The 19,770-nt window shown below is 73.0% G+C and carries 15 protein-coding genes, 1 tRNA gene and 1 pseudogene; 9 read left to right on the top strand and 8 right to left on the bottom strand.

Annotation, left to right across the window (positions count from 1 at the left end):
• Positions 1 to 63: 63 nt before the first annotated feature.
• Positions 64 to 2,127 (bottom strand): SpoIIE family protein phosphatase, encoded by a 2,064-nt coding sequence (locus ACFVFQ_RS29525; RefSeq protein WP_383421815.1) that lies wholly within the window; start codon positions 2,125 to 2,127, stop codon positions 64 to 66.
• A 204-nt stretch (positions 2,128 to 2,331) separates the two neighbouring features.
• On the opposite strand from ACFVFQ_RS29525, the gene ACFVFQ_RS29520 reads away from it, so the two are divergent.
• The 6 genes and pseudogenes from ACFVFQ_RS29520 to ACFVFQ_RS29495 all read left to right on the top strand — a co-directional run bounded on the left by ACFVFQ_RS29520 (position 2,332) and on the right by ACFVFQ_RS29495 (position 7,883).
• On the top strand, positions 2,332 to 3,261 hold the full coding sequence (locus ACFVFQ_RS29520; RefSeq protein WP_383421812.1) for a TetR family transcriptional regulator C-terminal domain-containing protein: 930 nt from the start codon (positions 2,332 to 2,334) through the stop codon (positions 3,259 to 3,261).
• A gap of 156 nt (positions 3,262 to 3,417) precedes the next feature.
• Entirely contained in the window at positions 3,418 to 4,317 is a 900-nt protein-coding gene (locus tag ACFVFQ_RS29515) for a 3-keto-5-aminohexanoate cleavage protein (RefSeq protein WP_383421809.1), read from the top strand.
• A gap of 91 nt (positions 4,318 to 4,408) precedes the next feature.
• Positions 4,409 to 5,359: pseudogene (locus ACFVFQ_RS29510) on the top strand (3-hydroxyacyl-CoA dehydrogenase NAD-binding domain-containing protein); the annotation flags it as partial.
• Between the two features lie 359 nt (positions 5,360 to 5,718).
• On the top strand, positions 5,719 to 6,261 hold the full coding sequence (locus ACFVFQ_RS29505) for a thioesterase family protein (RefSeq protein ID WP_383421806.1): 543 nt from the start codon (positions 5,719 to 5,721) through the stop codon (positions 6,259 to 6,261).
• Positions 6,262 to 6,772: 511 nt separating this feature from the next.
• Positions 6,773 to 7,102: a DUF427 domain-containing protein gene (locus ACFVFQ_RS29500; RefSeq protein WP_274912244.1), complete on the top strand. Its 330-nt coding sequence runs from the start codon at positions 6,773 to 6,775 to the stop codon at positions 7,100 to 7,102.
• A 208-nt stretch (positions 7,103 to 7,310) separates the two neighbouring features.
• Positions 7,311 to 7,883: a DUF309 domain-containing protein gene (locus ACFVFQ_RS29495; RefSeq protein WP_383421803.1), complete on the top strand. Its 573-nt coding sequence runs from the start codon at positions 7,311 to 7,313 to the stop codon at positions 7,881 to 7,883.
• 157 nt (positions 7,884 to 8,040) lie between these two features.
• Here ACFVFQ_RS29495 and ACFVFQ_RS29490 read toward each other — a convergent pair whose 3' ends face one another.
• From ACFVFQ_RS29490 to ACFVFQ_RS29465, 6 genes are all read right to left on the bottom strand, one after another.
• Complete coding sequence (locus ACFVFQ_RS29490) at positions 8,041 to 8,997, bottom strand: D-alanyl-D-alanine carboxypeptidase family protein (protein WP_383421800.1); 957 nt, start codon at positions 8,995 to 8,997, stop codon at positions 8,041 to 8,043.
• A 208-nt stretch (positions 8,998 to 9,205) separates the two neighbouring features.
• The gene (locus tag ACFVFQ_RS29485) at positions 9,206 to 10,423 is read right to left on the bottom strand and encodes a cytochrome P450 (protein WP_383421797.1); all 1,218 of its coding nucleotides are present in this window, start codon (positions 10,421 to 10,423) and stop codon (positions 9,206 to 9,208) included.
• 152 nt (positions 10,424 to 10,575) lie between these two features.
• A complete protein-coding gene (locus ACFVFQ_RS29480) occupies positions 10,576 to 11,793 on the bottom strand; it encodes an MAB_1171c family putative transporter (RefSeq protein ID WP_383421794.1) in 1,218 nt (405 codons plus the stop codon).
• Positions 11,786 to 12,358, bottom strand: a complete 573-nt coding sequence (locus ACFVFQ_RS29475) for a hypothetical protein (protein ID WP_383421837.1) — start codon at positions 12,356 to 12,358, stop codon at positions 11,786 to 11,788. Before ACFVFQ_RS29475 ends, ACFVFQ_RS29480 begins: the two co-directional genes overlap by 8 nt.
• Before the next feature lie 61 nt (positions 12,359 to 12,419).
• A complete protein-coding gene (locus tag ACFVFQ_RS29470; RefSeq protein ID WP_383421791.1) occupies positions 12,420 to 12,926 on the bottom strand; it encodes a helix-turn-helix domain-containing protein in 507 nt (168 codons plus the stop codon).
• A 323-nt stretch (positions 12,927 to 13,249) separates the two neighbouring features.
• Positions 13,250 to 13,323, bottom strand: a tRNA-Pro gene (locus tag ACFVFQ_RS29465).
• Between the two features lie 169 nt (positions 13,324 to 13,492).
• On the opposite strand from ACFVFQ_RS29465, the gene ACFVFQ_RS29460 reads away from it, so the two are divergent.
• Both ACFVFQ_RS29460 and ACFVFQ_RS29455 read left to right on the top strand, forming a co-directional pair.
• Positions 13,493 to 14,251, top strand: coding sequence for a transketolase (locus ACFVFQ_RS29460; RefSeq protein ID WP_383421788.1), 759 nt, complete (start codon positions 13,493 to 13,495; stop codon positions 14,249 to 14,251).
• Positions 14,252 to 14,328: 77 nt separating this feature from the next.
• Positions 14,329 to 15,231 (top strand): transketolase family protein, encoded by a 903-nt coding sequence (locus ACFVFQ_RS29455; RefSeq protein ID WP_383421785.1) that lies wholly within the window; start codon positions 14,329 to 14,331, stop codon positions 15,229 to 15,231.
• A gap of 17 nt (positions 15,232 to 15,248) precedes the next feature.
• On the opposite strand, the gene ACFVFQ_RS29450 is transcribed toward ACFVFQ_RS29455, so the two are convergent.
• Positions 15,249 to 16,163 (bottom strand): alpha/beta fold hydrolase, encoded by a 915-nt coding sequence (locus ACFVFQ_RS29450; protein WP_383421782.1) that lies wholly within the window; start codon positions 16,161 to 16,163, stop codon positions 15,249 to 15,251.
• A 166-nt stretch (positions 16,164 to 16,329) separates the two neighbouring features.
• Between ACFVFQ_RS29450 and ACFVFQ_RS29445 the strand changes: the two genes are divergently transcribed.
• A complete protein-coding gene (locus tag ACFVFQ_RS29445) occupies positions 16,330 to 19,554 on the top strand; it encodes an amidohydrolase family protein (protein ID WP_383421779.1) in 3,225 nt (1,074 codons plus the stop codon).
• Positions 19,555 to 19,770 lie beyond the last annotated feature (216 nt).

Genomic DNA, 19,770 nt, shown 5'->3' with positions numbered 1-19,770 from the left:
GGCCGTGCCGATCCCTCGGCGCCCACGCCCGCTGGATCTCCCGGTCGGCCAGCGCCTTCCCGGTCAGGGGCAGTTGAACTCGCACCATACGCACTTTCCACCGCCGCGCGGCTCCACTCCCCACACATCCGCCAGCCGGTCGACGAGCAGCAGGCCGCGGCCGGAGACCCCGGACTCGCCCGGTTCGCGGCGGCGCGGCAGGCTGCTGGCCCCGTCCTCGACCTCCAACCGCAGCCGCCGCTTTGCCCCGTGCGGCATCCGGAGGCTGACGACCGCCTCGCTGTCGGTGTGCAGCAGCGCGTTGGTGATCAGCTCGTCCGCGACCAGTTCGATCTCCTCGGCGCGGTCGCCGGCGCCCCAGGCGCGCACCGCGGCGCGGATCATGTGGCGGGCGGAGGACAGCGCCGCCGGGTCGGCGGGGGCGACATGCTGGCGGAGGCGGCCCGCGGTGTCGTGCTCGGGCGGCCCGAGCCGGCGCAGCAACAGCAGCGCCATGTCGTCCTCGCCGCGCCGGCCGTCCACCGACTCGCAAAGCCGGTCGGCGAGTTGCTGGACGTCCGGCGGGCCGTCCCGGACCTCCCGGGCCAAGTGCCGCAGCCCGGCGTCCAGATCGGCGCCCGGCTCCTCCACCAGGCCGTCCGTGCACAGCACCAGCGTGTCGCCGGGCGCGAGGTGCACGGTGGTCACCGGGTAGTCCAGCAGCCGGAATTCGGACGAAATGCCCAGCGGCAGCCCGCCGGCCACCGGCAGCCGCCGACAGATGCCCTCGGCGTGCCGCACCAGCGGATCGAGGTGGCCGGCCCGCACGAACCGGGCGGCGCCGGTGGTCAGATCGGCGTCGACGTACGTACAGGTGGCGAAGCGGTCGGTGTCGAGCTCGTTGAGGAACGCGGAGGCGCGGGCCACCACGGTCGCCGGCGCGTGCCCCTCCGCGGCGTAGGCGCGCAACACGATCCGCAACTGGCCCATGAGCGCGGCGGCCTGGGTGTCGTGCCCCTGGACGTCGCCGATGACGGCGGCGACCCGGCCGTCCGGCAACGGGATCACGTCGTACCAGTCGCCGCCGATGTCCCGGCCCATCCGGGCGGAGCGGTAGCGGACCGCGATCTGCGCCTCGGCGACGCCCGGAATCCGGCGCGGCAGCATCGCCTGCTGCAATCCGGCCGCGATCTCGTGCTCCTGGTCGTAGAGCATCGCCCGGGCCAGGCTCTGCGCGATGCTGCTGCCCAGCGCGACCAGCACATTGCGCTCCTGGTCGGGGAAGTCGGTCTCGCGCTCGAAGAACAGCCCGATCACCCCGATCGGACGCCCCTGGGCGATCAGCGGCAGATACGCCCCGGAGCCGACGTTCAACGGCTCGATGGCCGGCCACAGCCGCGGGTAGCTGCCGCGGAACTCGGCGCGGCTGCCGACGAACCGCGGCGTCAGGGTCCGCACCACCTCGCTCATCGGGAACTCGTCGCCGACCCGGGTGTACTCCAGGTCCGGCACGTAGCTGCCCGCCCGGCCCTCGGAGACCAGTCGGATCCGGCCGGCCTCGACCAGACCCAGGATGACGTTCTCCGCGCCCAGCCGGCTCAGCCCCTCGTCGCCGGCGAGGACGCCGATCACCTCGCCGACCGTGCGGGCGTGCGCCAGGGCGGCGGTGGTCCGCTCGACGATGCTGGTGTGTCGCCGGCGCTCCTCGGTGATCGCGATCCGCTCGGCGGCCTGGGCGTACTCGTCGGTGGCGTCCCGGAACACGCCGATGATCCGGCGGGGCCGGCCGGTGGGGTCCCGGCGGATGCTGCCCTGGACGTGTGTCCAGCGCAGTGCGCCGTCCCGCAACCGGACCCGGAAGTAGGCGCCGTAGGAGTGGCTGCCGTCCTTGAGCGCCCGGGTCACCAGCGCCTCCAGCCGCGCCGCCTCGTAGTCGGGCACCCGGCAGCCGAGGGTGGCCGGACGGTCGTCGTACTCCCCCGGGCGGAGGTCGAAGACGTCCAGCGCGGGCGGGTCCAGATGCATCAGCCCGCTGTCGAGGTCCCAGTCGAAGCCGCCCATCCCGTTGAGGGCCAGCGTCAGGTCCGGGTGGGCGGGCCAGTCGTCCGGCACCGACACGGTGGGCCGCTTCGCTCCCCGGTCAGCCATGCCGTCACTTTGCCACATTCACCCGTATTGCGGCTTGTCCGCGGCCCGACCACAGACCACCGCACCCCACCCGTCCCGCCACTGACTCACGCATCAGTCACCCCACATCGCGCTCTCCCATATCCCCGCACACCAGCAGTTTCCGGCCCCTCACTCCCTCACATCCATTGCGATGTTCTCAACGCCCTGTTAGCGTCCCCGGCCATGGACGCAGACCCCGGCGGCCGGATCGCCGACGACAGCGGACAGGTCACCGACCGCGTCCGGGAGGTGATCGCCCGGCTCGGTTGCAGCCATCGCGAGTTCGCCCGACGGATCGTGATGGACCCCTCCAAGCTCTCCAGGTCGCTGGGCGGCACCCGCCGCTTCGCCCTCGCCGAGATCGTCCGGATCGCCGACATCGGCGGGGTCGACACCGGCTGGCTGCTCGGCGCCCCGGAACGCCCCGCGGCACCGCCCGGGCGCGGCCCGACCCCGGTCCCCGAGGGCGGCCGCCCGCTGCACATCGTCCGGGAGACCGTCCGGCTCATCGCCGAACACGGCTTCCACGCCGTACGGGTCGCCGACATCGCCGCCGCCTGCGGCACCAGCACGGCCGCCGTCCACTACCACTTCCCCGGCCGCGACGAACTGCTGGAGGCGGCCGTCCGCTGGTGCATGGACGAGGACACCGAACGCCGCGCGGCCGGACTGGCGAAGGCCCCCGACGCCCGCGCCGAACTGCTGCACCTGATCGCCCTCCAGACCCCGCGCACCGCACAACAGCGCCGGCAGTGGCTGGTCTGGCTCGACCTGTGGGCCCAGGCCGCCCGCGACACCGCCGTGGGACGCCTCCACGAGCACTACTACCGGCAGTGGCGCACCACCGTCGCCGACGTCCTCCGCCGCGGCATCGACCAGGGCGTCTTCCGCCCCGTCGACCCCGACGTCACCGCCCTCCGCCTCACCGCGCTCATCGACGGCCTGGCCACCCAGGTCCTGGCCACCGCCCCGGACAGCACCAGCCCGGACACCATGCACGCCGCGCTGTTGGCCTTCGTGGAGAACGAGTTGGGGTGCGACGGGGAGGACGTGACTGGCGACTCCGAGGGGAGCGACTGCCCGGGGGCCGATGTCGGGCCAACTGCGGGCTGAACTACGGCTAGCCACGGGTGAGAGCCGCAGCCCGGGCATCAGGCCGCGTCCATCGAGCGCGCCCGAGCCACCGCTCCACCACACCCCTCAGCCACACCCCACGAAACACCAACCGCCACCTCTCCCCCCACCCACCCCTCCTACCGAAGGGATCCCATGACCACCGCCCCCACCAACGAGGTCATCATCACCTGCGCCCTGACCGGCGCCGGCGACACCGTCCGCCGCTCCCCGCACGTCCCCGTGACGCCCGAGCAGATCGCCAAGTCCGCGGTCGAGGCGGCCGCCGCGGGCGCCTCGGTGGTGCACATCCACGTCCGCGACCCCGAGACCGGCGACCCGTCCCGCGACCCCCGCCTCTACGCCGAGGTCGTCGACCGCATCAAGCAGACCGGCACCGACGTCGTCATCAACCTCACCGCCGGCATGGGCGGCGACCTGGTCATCGACCCCGAGCGTCCGCTCACCCAGCTCCCCGGCACCGACCTGGTCAGCGGCCTGGAACGCCTCCCGCACGTCGAGGACCTGCTCCCCGACATCTGCACCCTGGACTGCGGCTCCCTCAACTTCGGCGACGGCTCCACGCTCTACGTCTCCACCCCCGACATGCTGCGCGCCGGAGCCAAGCGGATCCAGGAACTCGGCGTCCGACCGGAGTTGGAGATCTTCGACACCGGCCAGCTCTGGTTCGCCAAGCAGTTGCTCGCCGAGGGGCTGCTGGACGACCCCACCGTCTTCCAACTGTGCATGGGCATACCGTGGGGCGCCCCGGCCGACCCCGGCGTCCTCCAGTCGATGGTGAACATGCTGCCCGAGGGCGCCGAGTGGGCCAGCTTCGCGCTCGGCCGGATGCAGATGCCGTGGGTCGCCCAGTCGATCCTGCTCGGCGGCAACGTCCGCGTCGGCCTGGAGGACAACCTCTACCTCAGCCGCGGCGTCAAGGCCACCAACGCCCAACTCGTCGAACGCGCCGTCCAGATCACCGAACTCCTCGGCGCCACCGTCGCCACCCCGGACCAGGCCCGCACCCGCCTGGGCCTGAAGCCCCGCCCCTAAGCCCCACCCACGCGCACAAGGGGGCGCCTAGGGTCTGTCCCCTCCCCTCCCCTCACATTCCGCATTCCGCATTCCGCACAGGAGGCAGCCCATGCCCTACACCCCCTCCACCACCCCCGAAGCCGCACGTCGGGTGGCGTGCATCGGCGCCGGCGTCATAGGCGGCGGCTGGGTCGCCCACTTCCTCGCCCGCGGCTACGACGTCACCGCCTGGGACCCCGCCGACGACGCCGAGGAGAAGCTGCGCCGCCTGGTGTCCGCCGCCTGGCCCGCCCTGGAACAGCTGGGCCTCGCCGAGGGCGCGTCCCAGGACCGGCTGACGGTCGTCCCGACCCTCGCCGAGGCCGTCGCCGACGCCGACTTCGTCCAGGAAAGCGCCCCGGAGAAGCTGGAGTTGAAGCGTTCGCTCCTCGCCGAACTGGATGCCGCCACGCCCCCCGGCGTGGTCATCGCCTCCTCCACCTCCGGCTACCCGATGACCGACATGCAGACCGAGGCGGCCGACCCGTCCCGCCTCGTCGTCGGCCACCCCTTCAACCCGCCGTACCTGATCCCGCTCGTCGAGGTCGTCGGCGGCACCCACACCGCCCCCGAGGCCGTGACCTGGGCCTCCCGCTTCTACGACCTCGCCGGCAAGTCCGTCATCACCATGGACCGCGAACTCCCCGGCTTCATCGCCAACCGCCTACAGGAGGCACTGTGGCGCGAGGCGCTGCACATGGTCGCCAACGGCGAGGCCACGGTCGAGGACATCGACGCCTCGATCACCGAAGGCCCGGGCCTGCGTTGGGCGTTCATGGGTCCCTGCCTGACCTTCGCACTGGCCGGCGGCGAGGGCGGCATGGCCCATATGCTCGACCACTTCGGCCCCTCCCTGAAGTCCCCATGGACCCGCCTGGAGGCCCCCGAACTGGACCGGGAGCTCCGTGACGCCATGGTCAACGGCTGCGCCACCGCCGCCGGCAACCGCACCTACGCCGACCTGGTGGCCGAACGCGACCAGGGCGTCATCAACGTCCTCCGCGCCACCGGCCGCCTCCCCCACCCATCCCCCCACCCCACCAACGAACACACCACTCACAACAACCCCAACGACGCCAAGGGCTCCAACAGCCCCAACGGCTCCACTGTCCTCGACGCTCACGCCGCACCCAACAGCCACATCGACCCCGCTGCCCACACGGCCCCCACCACCCACGCTGAGCCCAACGGCCACACTGACGCTGCCGCCCCTGCCAAGCCCAACGGCTACATCGACCCTGCCGCCCACACTGACCCCGCCGTCCACGCTGAGCCCGCCACCCACGCCAAGTCCAACGGCCACACTGCCCCCGCCATCCATGCCAACCCCGCCAACCCCAACAACCAGACGGCACCCAACACGCCTGGGAGCCCGGCCTGATGAGCACCGCACCAACCGCCCCCGGTGGGGCCCTCTCCCCTGGGGCCCCCTCCCCCCACCCCACCCCGCGCCCCCCTCTTCCTCTTTTTCGGCAGGCCGTTCAGGACGAGTGGATCGACTACAACGGCCACCTCAGCGAGGCGTACTACGTCCTGGTCTTCGGCTTCGCCACCGACGCCCTGATGGACGCCATCGGGCTCGACTCCGACTACCGCGCACGCACGGCCTGCTCGCTCTACACCGTCGAGGCCCACGTCCGCTATCTCGACGAGGTCCCCCGCGACAGCCAACTGGCCGTCCGCACCACGGTGTTGGGTGTGGCCGCGAAGAAGCTCCGCCTGCTCCACGAGATGTACCGCTGCGCTCCCTCCGGTGCTCCCACCGGCGACCCCGTGGCCACCGAGGAACTCTTCGCCCTCCATGTCGATCAGGGCCAGGGCCACGCCGCCCCGTTCCCCGACGCCACTCTCGACCGACTCACCGCCCTCACCACTCCGGCCCCGGACTGGGCCGGCCACGGTATCCGCCCGGTCGGCGCCTGATCACCAGGAGCCCGCGCCCCGCACCACCACCGGCGGCGGCCACCGACCGGCCCCGGAGTATGCAGCTCCGGCGGCGCTCGCCACACCGACACCGGTGAGCGCTGCTCCGCGCCCACGACGCCACGGCAGCCGCAATCCGCCACCGAGATCGCACCGGGGCTCCTCCACAAGCCCCGGTGCGGACTCACCTCCCTACTCGCACCCGCGCCCCTGGCCGTACTCGCGCCCCCACTCGCATCCACCCTCACACCGCAATCCACGTCCCAATTCACGTCCAGATCCCTTCCGGTAGTTCTCTCCCCATGTCGTCACCGCACTCGGCAGAAGCCGTCTTTCGAAACCGCCGCACCCCCCGAGGCGCCTCGCTCCCGCTCGCGAGCTCTGTCCTTCGCGAGCTCTGCTTCATACTGTGCCGATCTCGGGGCTCGACGGCTTCAGGGATCTCCCTGAACCCGTCCCGGATGCGACCCTGAGGTGGTAACCATCCGCGGTACGAACGGAGATCAGGGTTATGTCCACAGAAGGTCACCGCATCGAGGTCAAGCCGGGTACCGAGCCCGTCCGGGTCGTGGTGAACGGGCAGGTGCTGGCCGAGAGCCGGCGGCCGCTGCTGCTCTTCGAGACCGGCTATCCGGTGCGCTACTACCTGCCGCCGGAGGACGTCCGCACCGATCTGCTGACGCCGTCGTCGACGCACACGGTCTGCCCGTTCAAGGGCACCGCCTCCTACTGGTCGCTCGAACAAGGCCCTGAGGACATCGCCTGGGCCTACCCCGAGCCGCATGCCCAGGTCGCCGAGATCAAGGACCATCTGTGCTTCTACGAAGTGCAGTTGGGCTAGCGACAGCACCGACTCCGGCGGTCAGACGGCCAGACGGCCAGATGGCCAGATGGCCAGACAGCCAGGCGGCGAGGCAGCCCCGCAGGCAAGCGACCACGCGGCAGTGGAACCCCCACGGCCGTCGGAGCCCCGGCCCATTTATCCCCGCCACCCCACCGCCCCAGCACCCCACCACGCCCCCGGCCCTTCACCCGCGCACAATCGAAGGGTGAACACCTCCGAGAACTCCCGTCACCCCACCCAGCCCGAGCAGGGCGACACCCCCGCGGCCCGTCCCCGTTCCGGTTCCCGCTCCCGTGATCGCGATGAGCAGGGCCGGGCCCGGAATGCCCGTCCGCGGGACGGGCTCGGGCGGCCGTTGCCGTACGGTGCGCCGGGGGTCGACCGGCAGCCGGAGGGGGTGCCCCGCGCACCGGACGAGGCGCTGGCGGAGGCGCAGCGGCTGCTCGATGCCGGGATGCCGTTCCATGCGCATGAGGTGCTGGAGGACGCCTGGAAGGCGGCTCCGGAGTCCGAGCGCGAGCTGTGGCGGGGGCTGGCCCAGCTCGCGGTGGGGTTGACGCATGCCGCGCGGGGCAATGCCGCGGGCGGTGCGGCGCTGTTGGGGCGCGGGGTCGCGGCGCTGGTGCCGTATGCGGCGGCGGCCCCGTACGGGATCGACGTGGCCGGGTTGTCGGCGTGGGCGCGGGAGCTGACCGGCCGGCTCGCCGCGTCCGCGGAGGAAGCGGCGGCCGGTCCGGTTTCGGCGGCCGAGGAGGCTCCCCGGTTGCGCGCCCGGTAGGCGGTCACAGGTCAACGGCCGGAAGGCGGCGGCCGGGAAGTGGCGGCCGGGAGGTGGCGGCCGAGAAGTGGCGGCCGGGGGTGCCGGTCGGGAGGGGCGATCGGGGCCCGTTCCGAGGTGGGAACGTCGTAGGCGTCTCTTGAGAACGTCGTGGGCGTTATGAGCCCCCGTCAGTGGGGCCGGTGTGGCCGACCGGTTCGGCGTGTGTCACGCGGTTGAAGCCCCAGTCCAGCAGGGTGCCGGCCTCCTTGTAGACGCCGTTGAGCGCGCCGGATTGGGGGTTGAGCACGGTGGCGATGAGGGTGTGACCGTTGCGGCGGGCGGCGGCGATGAGGGTGTTGCCGGCCTTGCTGGTGTAGCCGTTCTTGACGCCGATGATGCCGGGGTAGCGGGCCACGCCGTGCGAGCCGGCCAGCAGGCGGTTGGTGTTCTCGATCTGGGTGGCGGCGCCGCCGGTGGCGGGGAACTTGGCGCGGACGGTGGAGCAGTAGCGGGCGAACTCCTCGTTGGCGAGGCCGGCGCGGGCGAAGACCGTGAGGTCGAAGGCGGAGGACACCTGGCCGGGGGTGTCGTAGCCGTCGGGGGACTTGACCGTGGTGTCGCGGGCGCCGAGCCGGTTCGCTGTTTGCTGCATCTCGCGGGCGGTGGCCGACCAGCCGCCGTTCATGGCGGCGAGGACGTGCACCGCGTCGTTGCCGGAGCGCAGGAAGACACCGCGCCAGAGGTCGGCGACGGTGTAGCTGCTGCCCTGGTGGACGCCGACGACGCTGCTGCCGGCGCCGACGCCGGAGAGGTCGGCGGCGCTGACCTGGCGTACGCGGTTGGCGGAGAACTTGGGCAGCACGGTGACGGCGAAGAGGGTCTTGAGGGTGCTGGCGGGGGCGAGTTTGCGATGTGAGTTCTTGGAGGCCAGCACTTTGCCGGTGTCGGCGTCGGCGACCATCCAGGCCAGGGCGCTGAGGCCGCTGGGGGACTGCCGGGCGGGGGCCGTGGCCTGACGGCCCGTCGGTGCGGTGGGGTGGGCGTCGGCCGGTATCGGTGTGAGGGTCATTCCGGCGGCGGCGATCAGTGCCAGCGCACCGGTCTTCTTGGAGACGAGCGCGTCAAATGCCATGGGGTCACGCTAAGTAGGGCGGGCGGTGGGCGCAGCACGGTTGCGCCAGACGGGCCACGGGGTGGTGGCGCGTGCGGCGTGTCGGGGGCGTGCGCGGGTGCAAAGAAGGACCCGCCCGGTGCGACGGGGGATGCACACCGGGCGGGTCACAGCCCTTTTCTACCGCATGTCTGAACGGTTACGCATCAAAAAGATGTGCGCTCTTGGATTACCAGGCCACGGGCAGCGAAATCAGGCCACGTGTACGGATCGTCCGGCGGTGGCGTACTTCGTCCCGGGGGATGGCGAGGCGCAGGCCGGGGAAGCGGCTGATGAGGGCGTCGATGGCGGTCTCGGTCTCCATGCGGGCGAGCGGGGCGCCGAGGCAGTAGTGGATGCCGTGGCCGAGGGCGAGGTGGCCGGTGAGGTCGCGGGTCGGGTCGAAGGTGTCGGGGGCGGGGAAGCGGGACGGGTCGCGGTTGGCGGAGGCGAGGGAGAGCAGCACGCTCTCGCCGGCGGGAATGCGGACGCCGCCGATTTCGATGTCCTCTACGGGGAAGCGGCGGGTGGCGAGGGCGACGGGGCCTTCGTAGCGGAGGAACTCCTCTACGAAGGCCCCGAGTTCGGCTGGATTTCGGCGCAACGCATCGAGCTTTTCGGGGTGGTCGAGGAGGGTGAGGGTGGCGTTGCCGATGAGTTGGACGGTGGTCTCGTAGCCGGCGAAGAGGATGAGGAAGGCTAGGGAGGTCAGTTCGTCCTCGGTGAGCCGGTCGGTGGTGGCGTCGCCGGGGGTGTCGTCGCGTACCGCGATCAGGTCGGAGAGCAGGTCGTCGCCGGGGGCGGCGCGCTTGGCCGCGATCAGTCCGGTGTAGAACTCCAGCATCGCGCCGACCGCTTCCTTCATCGCGTGCGGGTGGTCGGGGGTGAAGAGCGCGTCCGACCAGGCCAGGAAGTCACGCCGGTGTGCGGTGGGGATGCCGAGGAGGTCGCAGATGACGGTGATGGGGAGGGGGCCGGCGTAGTCGGTGACGAGTTCGGCGCGGCCGTTCGCGGCCATGGCATCCAGCAGTTCGTCGGCGATGCGGCGGACGGGGGCGCGGAGGGCCTCGATGCGGCGCGGGGTGAAGGCCCTGGCGACCAGGCGGCGGATCCGGGTGTGGTCCGGCGGGTCCATGTTCATCAGGTTGGCGTCGAGGGCCGGCGGCAGGGAGAAGCCGCGGTAACTGCCGGTCGTGGCATGGCGCTTGTCGAGCGAGAGCCGGGGGTCGGCCAGGGCGCCGCGGACGTCGTCGTAGCGGGTGACGAGCCAGGCGGGCTGACCGTCGGGGCCGGTGATGCGGTGCACCGGGCCGGCCTCGCGGAGCGCGGCGCAGGCCGCGTACGGGTCGTCCAGGAGGGGGGTGGTGTCGATGGGGGCGTCGGGGCCGGTCTCGGCGGTGTTCTGCATGGCGTACGAGCCTAGGGCCTGTCCGATGGGTCAGACCCTGGGTCAACGGGCGTCAAGTGCCGGGCGGCACCGGCCGGGTGGGGTCGGTGCCGCCGTGGGTGGGTCGGGAGGCCCGGACCCCCGTACCGGGCCACCCCGTCTGTGGGGTGTGGTCAGCGGCGCGGGGTGGCGCTGCGCTGGCGCAGTTCGACGAGCACGGTTTCGATGAGCGGGGAACGGTAGACGTCGGCGACGAGGGCCAAGTGTTCGTACTCGGCGGCGAGTTCGGGGCGGTGGGCGGCGGCGACCACCACGCTGTCGGCGCCGTGGGCGGGGACGTGGCCGACCGCACGGTTTTCCAGGCCGCGGCGCAGGGCGGCGGCCTCGGCGACGGCGGCCAGTTGCCGGTCGTCGAGGGAGACGGCGCGGGCGCGTTCGAGGACGATGTCGATGGCGTCGGACTCCACGTGGCGGCGGATGCCGCGTTGGACGTCGCGGATCTCGGCCATTTGACGGTTGGCGCGCCATTCCAGGTCGGCGAGGGGCCAACGGCCGGACCAGCGGCTGCCGTCCATGGTGACCTCGGGGGTCTGGGCGGTGACGGTGCGCCAGAGGGGCGTGAGGCGGCGCAGTCGGCGCCAGGCGGCGACGCGGGGGCCGGCGGCGGGCAGGCTGAAGCCGGTCAGGACGAGGAGCGCGGCGACCGAGGCGCTGAGGGGGGCGACGCCGTTGGAGAGCCAGCGTGCCGGGTGTCCGGTCCATGACAGGCCGAAGCCGATGACCTTGCAGGCGCAGTAGACCAGGCCGAGCCAGCAGCCGGCGGCCAGCACCCGCAGCCCGCGGGCCAGCCAGGAGGGGCCGAGCCGGGCGGCGTAGCGGGGGCAGAGGGTGCCCAGGCCCGCGAGGCTGGCGCCGAAGATGGCCAGATACAGGACGAGGAAGACCATCACGCCGGGAGCGTCGGTGTAGGCGGTGCTGAAGTCGCGGGGGTGTTCCACGGCGTCGGGGCGGCCGACGGCGAAGCCGGTGACGGCCACCGCCCACAGGAGCGCCACCGCGCCGACGGTCCGGCGGGCCCTGGTCCGGGCGGCGGCCCGGGCGCGCTCGCCCTCACCGGCCGTCCAGCGGAGCAGCAGCACCAGCGCTCCGGCGGCGAAGACCATGACGGAGGAGTACAGGAAGACCATGGCGAGGTTGGCGACGCCGACCAGGTGGTCGAAGCCTCGGTAGAGGCTGGGTGCGGAGAAGAGGAAGACCGTGGCGACGCCGCCGGTCATCACACAGGCCAGCCCCAGATCGGTGTTGCTGCGGTCGCGGAACCAGGCGACCGCCTTGTATGCCACCAGGGCCCAGGCGGCGGCCCCGAAGCAGAGGTAGACGACGTCAAACACCACTCTCCCCTTCCCGCGCGGCGGCCTCCCGTTGGCGGCGGATGTGTTGGAGGGCGGGGCCGAGCGCGGCCGCGACCTCGGCGGCCGGCCCCTCCAGCGGGAGTTCCCGCTCGGCCTCGGAGGGCACCACATGCTCCATCAGCAGCGTGCCGAGCACCTCGGTCTCCCTCTCGGCGGGGTTGTCGTAGCCGTGGTGGCGGGCGAAGCCCATGGTCAGGCCCATCCGTCGCATCGCGGTGGCGACGTCGACGGACGGGGTCCACAGCCGCAGCGCGTCCTCGGTGACGGCCGGGTCCTGGGCGTGGCCGAGCAGGAGGTGGCTGAGTTCGTGCAGCACGATGTGGGCCTGGTGCCAGGGGGAGGTCTTGAGTTCGTAGAAGACCCAGTAGCCGTCGTCGGTGGTGGCGGTCATGCCGGAGACCACCCCGCCCAGGCCCATCGGCACCAGGTGGACGGGGCGTTGGACGCGCGCGGCGACGAGGTCGCAGATCCCCCGCAGGTCGGTGGAGGCGGGCAGCCGCAGCTCCTTGATGAGCTGCTTGCACCGCCTACGCATCTGCCCCACTCGCATGCTCGTCCCGTCCTCGTGTCCGGCCCGCCGCCAGGTGGTGAAGACCCCGTCGCGCTCAGCGGTCGGTGTCGGGCCGTGTGGCACGCCGCTCACCTCCCTGCTCCGGCGGGCCGTCCGGCAGGTTCATCTGCCGGCGGAACTGGGAGATGATCGTCGTCAGGCTGTCCTGTACTTCCGGGGGCAGTCCGACCGAGCGCAGCGCGATGGCGCGCACCCGTTGGTCCCGCATGGCGGCGAGGAACCGGACCTCCTCCTCCACCCGCGCGGCCTGCGGCTGCGAGAGGTCCCCCAGCAGGTACCCGACGGGCACCGCGAAGAACTTCGCCAGCGCGCGCAGGAGTTCGGGGCTCGGGTTCGCCCGTCGTCCGTTGCGCAGCATCGACAGGTACTGCTCGGTGACCCTGACGCCGCCGTACTCCGCCGTCCCGCGGCTGATCTCCTCGGCCACGTGGGCGTTGGTGTACGGGGCGCCCGGCGGGTGCATGTGCGCGAAAAGGTGGTTGAGCCGTTCCGCGAGCACGCTCCCCTCTCCCCTGGCGCGGTTGTCTCCTCCCACGGTCATCCCCCCGTCCGTCCCGCCGACCCAACGAGCAGTTAAGGCCGCGACGTCACCTCTCCATCCTGTCACGCCGGGAACGCGGCGCACCAGTCCACATACGGACAGTGAGGATCGCCGGACTTAACCGGGAGTTGAGTGATCAGGCAACGACACTGCGTGGAGCCGCGAGGGGCGTCCGGGATGGCGAACGGGGGCGGCGGCGCGCGCCTTCTGGTGGGCGCGGCAACGGCGTTGGGGGCGAGGGCGGGCGAGGGGCGGGCGCCAGGGAACGCAAAGAGGCCGTGTCGGATATTTCCGACACGGCCTCCAACTCACGTTTCCGTAAGTCGGGACGACAGGATTTGAACCTGCGACCCCTTGACCCCCAGTCAAGTGCGCTACCAAGCTGCGCCACGTCCCGATGCTCGCTGCCCCGGGGCTCCGGAGCGGGCGTGCGAGACAACGATACCGCACTTCAGAGGGTGGTTGTCGCCATTTCCCGACCGATGGGGGACGGGGCGGCCGGCATCGACGGTCGCTCCGCGGCCGGCCTTGACCTCAAGTCGGCTTGAGGTTGCAAGGTCGGTGGCATGACGCACACGGCGACACAACCGACCCTGGACGCCCCGCTGCACGGCGCCCGCGGATTCGACGAACTGCCCCGCCTGATGGGGCTGATGACCGGCGACGAGAAGCACGGGCCCGCGGCCACCTCCACCCTCGACGCCCTCTGGGTCCTCTACGACCGGGTGCTGCGGGTCTCCCCCGCCACCGCCGACGCCCCCGACCGGGACCGCTTCCTGCTCTCCAAGGGCCACGGCCCGATGGCCTACTACGCGGTGCTGGCCGCCAAGGGCTTCTTCCCCGTCGACTGGCTGCCGGGCTTCGGCTCCTACGACTCGCCGCTCGGCCACCACCCCGACCGGATGCTGGTGCCCGGCGTCGAGATCGGCAGCGGATCGCTGGGGCACGGGCTGCCGCTGGCCGTCGGCACCGCGCTCGGGCTGCGCGCGCAGGGCCGCACCGGGCCGGCGGTGTGGGTGCTGATCGGGGACGCCGAACTCGACGAGGGCAGCAACCACGAGGCGCTCGCCTACGCGGGCGCGACCGGCCTGGACCGGCTGCACGCCCTGGTCGTCGACAACTCCTCGGCCACGCACGGCTGGCGGGGCGGGATCGCCTCCCGCTTCGAGGCCGCGGGCTGGTCCGCGACGACCGTGGACGGTCGCGACCACGCGGCGCTGCACGAGGCGTACCGCGCCCCGCACCCGGGCCGGCCGCACGCGGTGGTCGCCCGCGTCGAGCCGAAGAACGCCACCGTCACCGCGCCATCTCGGCGGGCGGCCTGAGCGCCCGGCCCCCTTCCGGCCTTCTGCCCGGCGTGCGACGTACGACCAACGACCCTGATTCGAGAGGACTTTGAGTGATGGACACCATGCGGGAGCGTTTTGCCGCGGTCGGCTCGCGGCTGCTGGACGAGGACCCGCGGCTGGCCGTGGTGCTGGCCGACATCGGCGCCGACGGCTTCGCGGACGCGGCCCGGCGGCACCCCGAGCGAGTGCTGAACGTCGGCATCCGCGAGCAGTTGCTGGTCGGGGTGGGCGGCGGACTGGCGCTGACCGGTATGCGGCCGATCATGCACACCTTCGCCAGCTTCCTGGTGGAACGCCCCTTCGAGCAGGTGAAGTTGGACTTCGGCCACCAGGGCACGGGTGGGGTGCTGGTGAGCGCCGGCGGCTCCTATGACTGGCCCAGCGGCGGTTTCACGCACATGGCGCCGGGCGATGTGGCGCTGTTGGACACCCTCGACGGCTGGACGGTGCACGTGCCCGGGCACCCGGACGAGGCCGAGGCGCTGTTGCGGAAGGCCGCGGCGGCCGGTGACGACAAGGTGTACGTGCGGCTGTCCGTACAGGCCAACGAGGCGCCGCGGGCGGTGGACGGGGCCGGGTTCGGGACGGTGCGCCGGGGCGGTGGTGGCGTGGTGGTCGCGGTCGGACCGATGTTGGACCACGTGCTGGCCGCCACCGAGGGGTGGGACGTGACCGTGCTGTACGCGACGACCGTGCGGCCCTTCGACGGCCGGGCGCTGCGGGCCGCCGCGGACGCCGCGGGCTGCGCGGACGTGGTGCTGGTCGAGCCGTATCTGGCCGGGACCTCCACGGGGCACGCCAACGACGCGCTGGCGGACCGGCCGCACCGGGTGCTCGGACTCGGCGTCGGCCGGGGGGAGTTGCGGCGCTACGGGCAGCTCGACGAGCACCTGGCGGCGCACGGGCTCGATCCGCGGGGGCTGCGGGACCGGATCGGCGGCTTCCTCGACAGGTAGGCCGGCCCGGGGGCGGGTCAGAGGCGGGCGTCGAGCCAGGCCAGCAGGTCCGCCTGGACCTCGTCGCGGTGGGTCTCGTTGAGGATCTCGTGGCGGGCGTCCGGGTAGGCCCGCCAGGTCAGGTCGCGGACGCCCAGGTAGCGGAAGTCCTCCAGGAGTTCGTGGACCAGGGTCATCCGTTGGTGGCAGGGGTCCAGGTCACCGACCGCGACGTGGACGGGCAGGCCGCGGGGGATCCGGGCCAGGTGGGCGGGGTCGTTGAGCTTGCGGATGGCGCGCACCCAGTCCAGGACCAGGCCGGCGGAGAACGGGAAGCCGCAGTCCTCGTCGGCGACGTAGCGGTCGACCTCGGCGGTGTCGCGGGAGAGCCATTCGTAGCCGGTGCGGTGCGCGAAGGCGTCGTTGAAGGAGCCGAAGGTGCGCGGGAGGAACGGCGAGGGGCGGGCGCGGCCGTGGGCGGCGATCTCCGCCTCCAGTTCGGCGGTGGCGGCGTCGATGTCGAGGCCCGGCAGGGTGCGGAAGACGCCGGTGAGGATCAGTCCGGCGAGGTCGGCGCCGTATTCCTGGGCGTAGTCGCGGGCCAGCATCGCGCCCATGCTGTGGCCGAGGAGGACGAGCGGGAGTCCGGGGTGGGCGGCGGCCGCGTGGTCACCGACGCCCTTGAGGTCGCCGACGATGGCCCGCCAGGCGTCCTCGCCGGTCACCCCGCGGCCGCCGGTCGAGGGGGCGGTGGCGCCGTGGCCGCGGTGGTCGGAGGCGACGACGGCGTAGCCGTGGCCGGTCAGGAAGCGGGCGAAGCGGTCGTAGCGGCGGGCGTGTTCGGCGGCGCCGTGGGCGAGCTGCACCAGGGCGCGCGGGGCGCCGGTCTCCGGGAGCCAGGTGTAGGTGGCGATGCGGGCGCCGTCGGGGGCGTGGTGGACGTCCTGCTGCATGGTGCTCTCCTGGGGCGGCGTCGGTGGTCGCGCCCACTCTGGCCGGTGGGGCGGCCGTTGGCCACGGGGCGCGCGAGGCGGATATGGCCTAGGGCCCGGTCGGCGTGGCACGATCGGGCGGTTCTGAGTCGCCACCGTGCCGCAACCCCCTTTCGCAGGAGGAACGTTGGACACCGCAGACCGCTCCGAGCACTCCCCGATCCCGCGTGTGCCGCTGACCCGTCGCAGGTTCCTCCAGGGCACCGCCTCGGCCGCCGCCGCGGCCGGCCTGGCCGGCGTCGCCGCCCCCGCGGCCGAGGCCCTGCCCGCCGCGCCATCCGCCGCGCCGGCGGCGGGCGCGCCCGCGACGCTGTCCTTCACCGCCGCCACCAACGGTGCGGCCACCCTCGCCCCGTCCGGTGACCATCTGGTCGCCGAGGTGCAGAACGTGCTGTGGTCGCTGCCCCGACACGGCGGCGAGGCACGGGCGTTGACCCCGCCCGACCTGGAGCCGGCCCGCCCGGCGTACTCCCCGGACGGGCGCCGGCTGGTGGTCTGCGCCTATCGGGGCGGGAACTTCCACCTGTGGGCGCTGGCCCCGGACGGCTCGGGGCTCACGCAGTTGACGGACGGGCCGTGGGACGACCGGGGGCCGGCCTGGTCGCCGGACGGGAGCCGGATCGCGTTCGCCTCGGAGCGCGGCGGCGACGCGGTGGCCGGGAGTCCGTACCGCATCTGGGTCCTGGAGGTGGCGTCCGGGCGGTTGACGCGGGTGACCGGGGTGTCCGGCCAGGACGGGCCCCATCAGGACGGCGCCTGGGAGGACTTCGATCCGTGCTGGTCGCCGGACGGCTCCCGGATCGTCTTCGTCCGCGGGCGGGTGAGCGGTGCCGCGCTGCTCTCCCGGACGGTGGCGTCGGTGCCCGCCGACGGGCGTGGCGCGGTGCGCACCGAGCACACCGAGGGCGCCGCGGCGCAGGTGATGGTGCCCGCGCTGTCCCCGACCGGGCGACTGGCGTATCTGCGGACCACCGACTCTCCGGGGCCGACCTGCACGCTGGTGGTGGACGGGACGGCGGTGGCGGTGGACGGCGATGTGGAGCCGGTGCCGCCGCGCTGGGTGTCGCGGGAGGAGCTGTTGCTGACCGTTGGCGGGCAGTTCCGGATCGTCCGGCCGGATGCGCCGCAGCGCGTCGAGACCGTCCCGTTCGCCGCGCGGCTGCCGCTGGACCGGCCGCGGTACCGCGTGAAGGACTACGGCTTCGAGTCCTCGGCGGCGGGCCCGGTGCGCGGCATCCATCTGCCGGCGCTCTCCCCGGACGGCCGTCGGGTGGCGTTCGCGGCGCTCAACTCGCTGTGGGTGGCGCCGACTTCGGGCGGCGGCGCGCCGCGCCGGATCACCTCGGCGGCGGCCACCCGGTATGTGCTGGCGCCGAGTTGGTCGCGGGACGGCCGGGCGCTGGTGTACGCGGACGACCGGGACGGGCTGTTCGCGGTGCGCCGCCGGGAGCTGGACTCGGGGGCGGAGACGGTGCTGGCGGCCGGCGGGCGGGTGCAACCGGCGCTGTCGCCGGACGGCGGCCGGCTGGCGACGCTGGACATGGCGGGCAATCTCGTGGTGCGGACGCTGGCCGGCGGCGCGGAGCGGGTGTTGGCCGTGCCGATGGGGGCGGGCGGGCTGCCGGGCCGGCCGAGTTGGTCGCCGGACGGGCGGTTCCTGGCGCTGTGCGACCGCAATCGGCTCAACCGTCGGTTCCGCGAGGGCTACAACGTCATCCGGATCGTCGACGCGGAGTCCGGGAAGGACCGGCTGTACCAGGTTGCCGAGCACGTCTCGATCGCGGATCGCTATGACTCCGGTCCGGTGTGGTCGCCGGACGGGAAGTGGTTGGCGCTGATCGCCGAGTCGGCGCTGTGGGTGGTGCCGGTGCGGCCGGACGGGACGCCGTCGGGGGCGCCGCGGCAGCTGACCGAGGAGGCCGCGGACCATCCGTCGTGGTCCGGGGATTCCGGGACGCTGCTGTATCTGTCGGCCGGGAAGCTGCGGTTGGTGCCGGTGGCCGGCGGGGCGGCGCGGACCGTTCCGGTGGCGCTCACCCGGCGCCCGGCGCGCGCCAGGGACACCGTGGTGCACGCGGGTCGGTTCTGGGACGGCACCGGTGAGGCGGTGCGGGAGGACGTCGATGTGGTGGTGCGGGACGGGCGGATCACGGCCGTGGAGCCGCACCGGGCGTCCCGGGCCGGCGCCGCCCGCCGGGTGGACGCCGGCGAGCGGACGGTGCTGCCGGGGCTGTGGGACGCGCACACCCATCCGTGGCAGACGACGTACGGCGGGCGGCAGTCCGCGCTGCAACTGGCGTACGGCATCACCACCACGGTGTCCTGCGGCGGCTTCTCGTACGAACAGGCCCGGCTGCGGGAGGCGTTGGCTTCGGGTGCGTTGACCGGGCCGCGGCTGCTGACCTGTGGCGAGCTGCTGGACGGTGGTCGGGTGGCGTACAGCATGGGGCGGGCGCATCGCACCGAGGCGGGGCTGCGCCGGTCGTTGGAGCGGGGCGCGGCGCTGGACTGGGACTTCGTCAAGACGTATGTGCGGGCGCCGGGTTGGGTGATGGCGCAGGCGGCGCGGTTTGCGCACGAGCGGCTCGGGGTGCGGGCGGGGAGTCATCTGGTCACCCCGGGCGTGCAGCTGGGACAGGACCTGACGACCCATCTCCAGGCTACCCAGCGGCTGGAGTTCGGGCATGCGGTGTCGGCGTCGGGTCATGCGTACCAGGACCTGACGGAGGTTTACACGCATGGCGGGTTCCGGATGTTGGCCACGCCGTTCTCGGCGTCGCCGCTGATCGGCGAGGATCCGGCGCTGGCCGAGGACGTGCGGGTGGGGCGGCTGATGCCGCCGTGGGACGTCGCGGTGGTGCGGGAGAACGCCGGGAAGCGGCCGACGGCGGCGCAGTTGGCGGACATCGCGGTCGAGGTCGGGGTCTACCGCCGGGTGCTGGCCGGCGGCGGGCTGGTGGCGCTGGGCACCGACCAGCCACTGGTGCCGGTGGGGTTGTCGCTGCATCTGGCGCTGCGGGCGCTGCACCGGGGCGGGTTGAGCGTGGCGCAGGCGCTGCGGACGGCGACGGCGCTGCCGGCCCGGGTGTTCGGTGCCGAGCGGGATCTGGGGACGTTGGAGGTGGGCAAGCTGGCGGACCTGACGCTGGTGGACGGCGATCCGTTCCGGGACATCGCGGCGCTGGTGCGGACCTCGGCGGTGCTCAAGGGCGGACGGCTGTACGAGCAGCGGGAGTTGGTGGAGTCGTTCCCGGCGCCCGGTGGGCCGGGGCTGCGGGCGGCGGCCGGTACGGACTGGCTGGAGGTGGGCCGGCAGCAGCGTCGCGAGTCCTGCTGCGACGTCGGGCACTGACGGCCGGGGTAGCGCGGGGTGGCGCGGTTCCGCGGGGTGGCGGGGTCGCGTCGCACCGCGCTCCCGCGGGGGTTGTGCGGCGCACGCGCGCACTCCAAGTGTCCGTATGCATACGCCGGGTTGATGTTTTGCGCGACCCGGAGCTGGTATGCCAACGGATATTGCGCACCGCAGATCCAAGAACAATTCCTATTCGATCGGGCGGCGCCGCGCGCG

The organism is Streptomyces sp. NPDC057743, assembly GCF_042798755.1.
Classification (GTDB): Bacteria; Actinomycetota; Actinomycetes; order Streptomycetales; family Streptomycetaceae; genus Streptomyces.
Note: the sequence above shows the minus strand (reverse complement) of the source record. Positions and strands in the feature narration are given on the sequence as shown.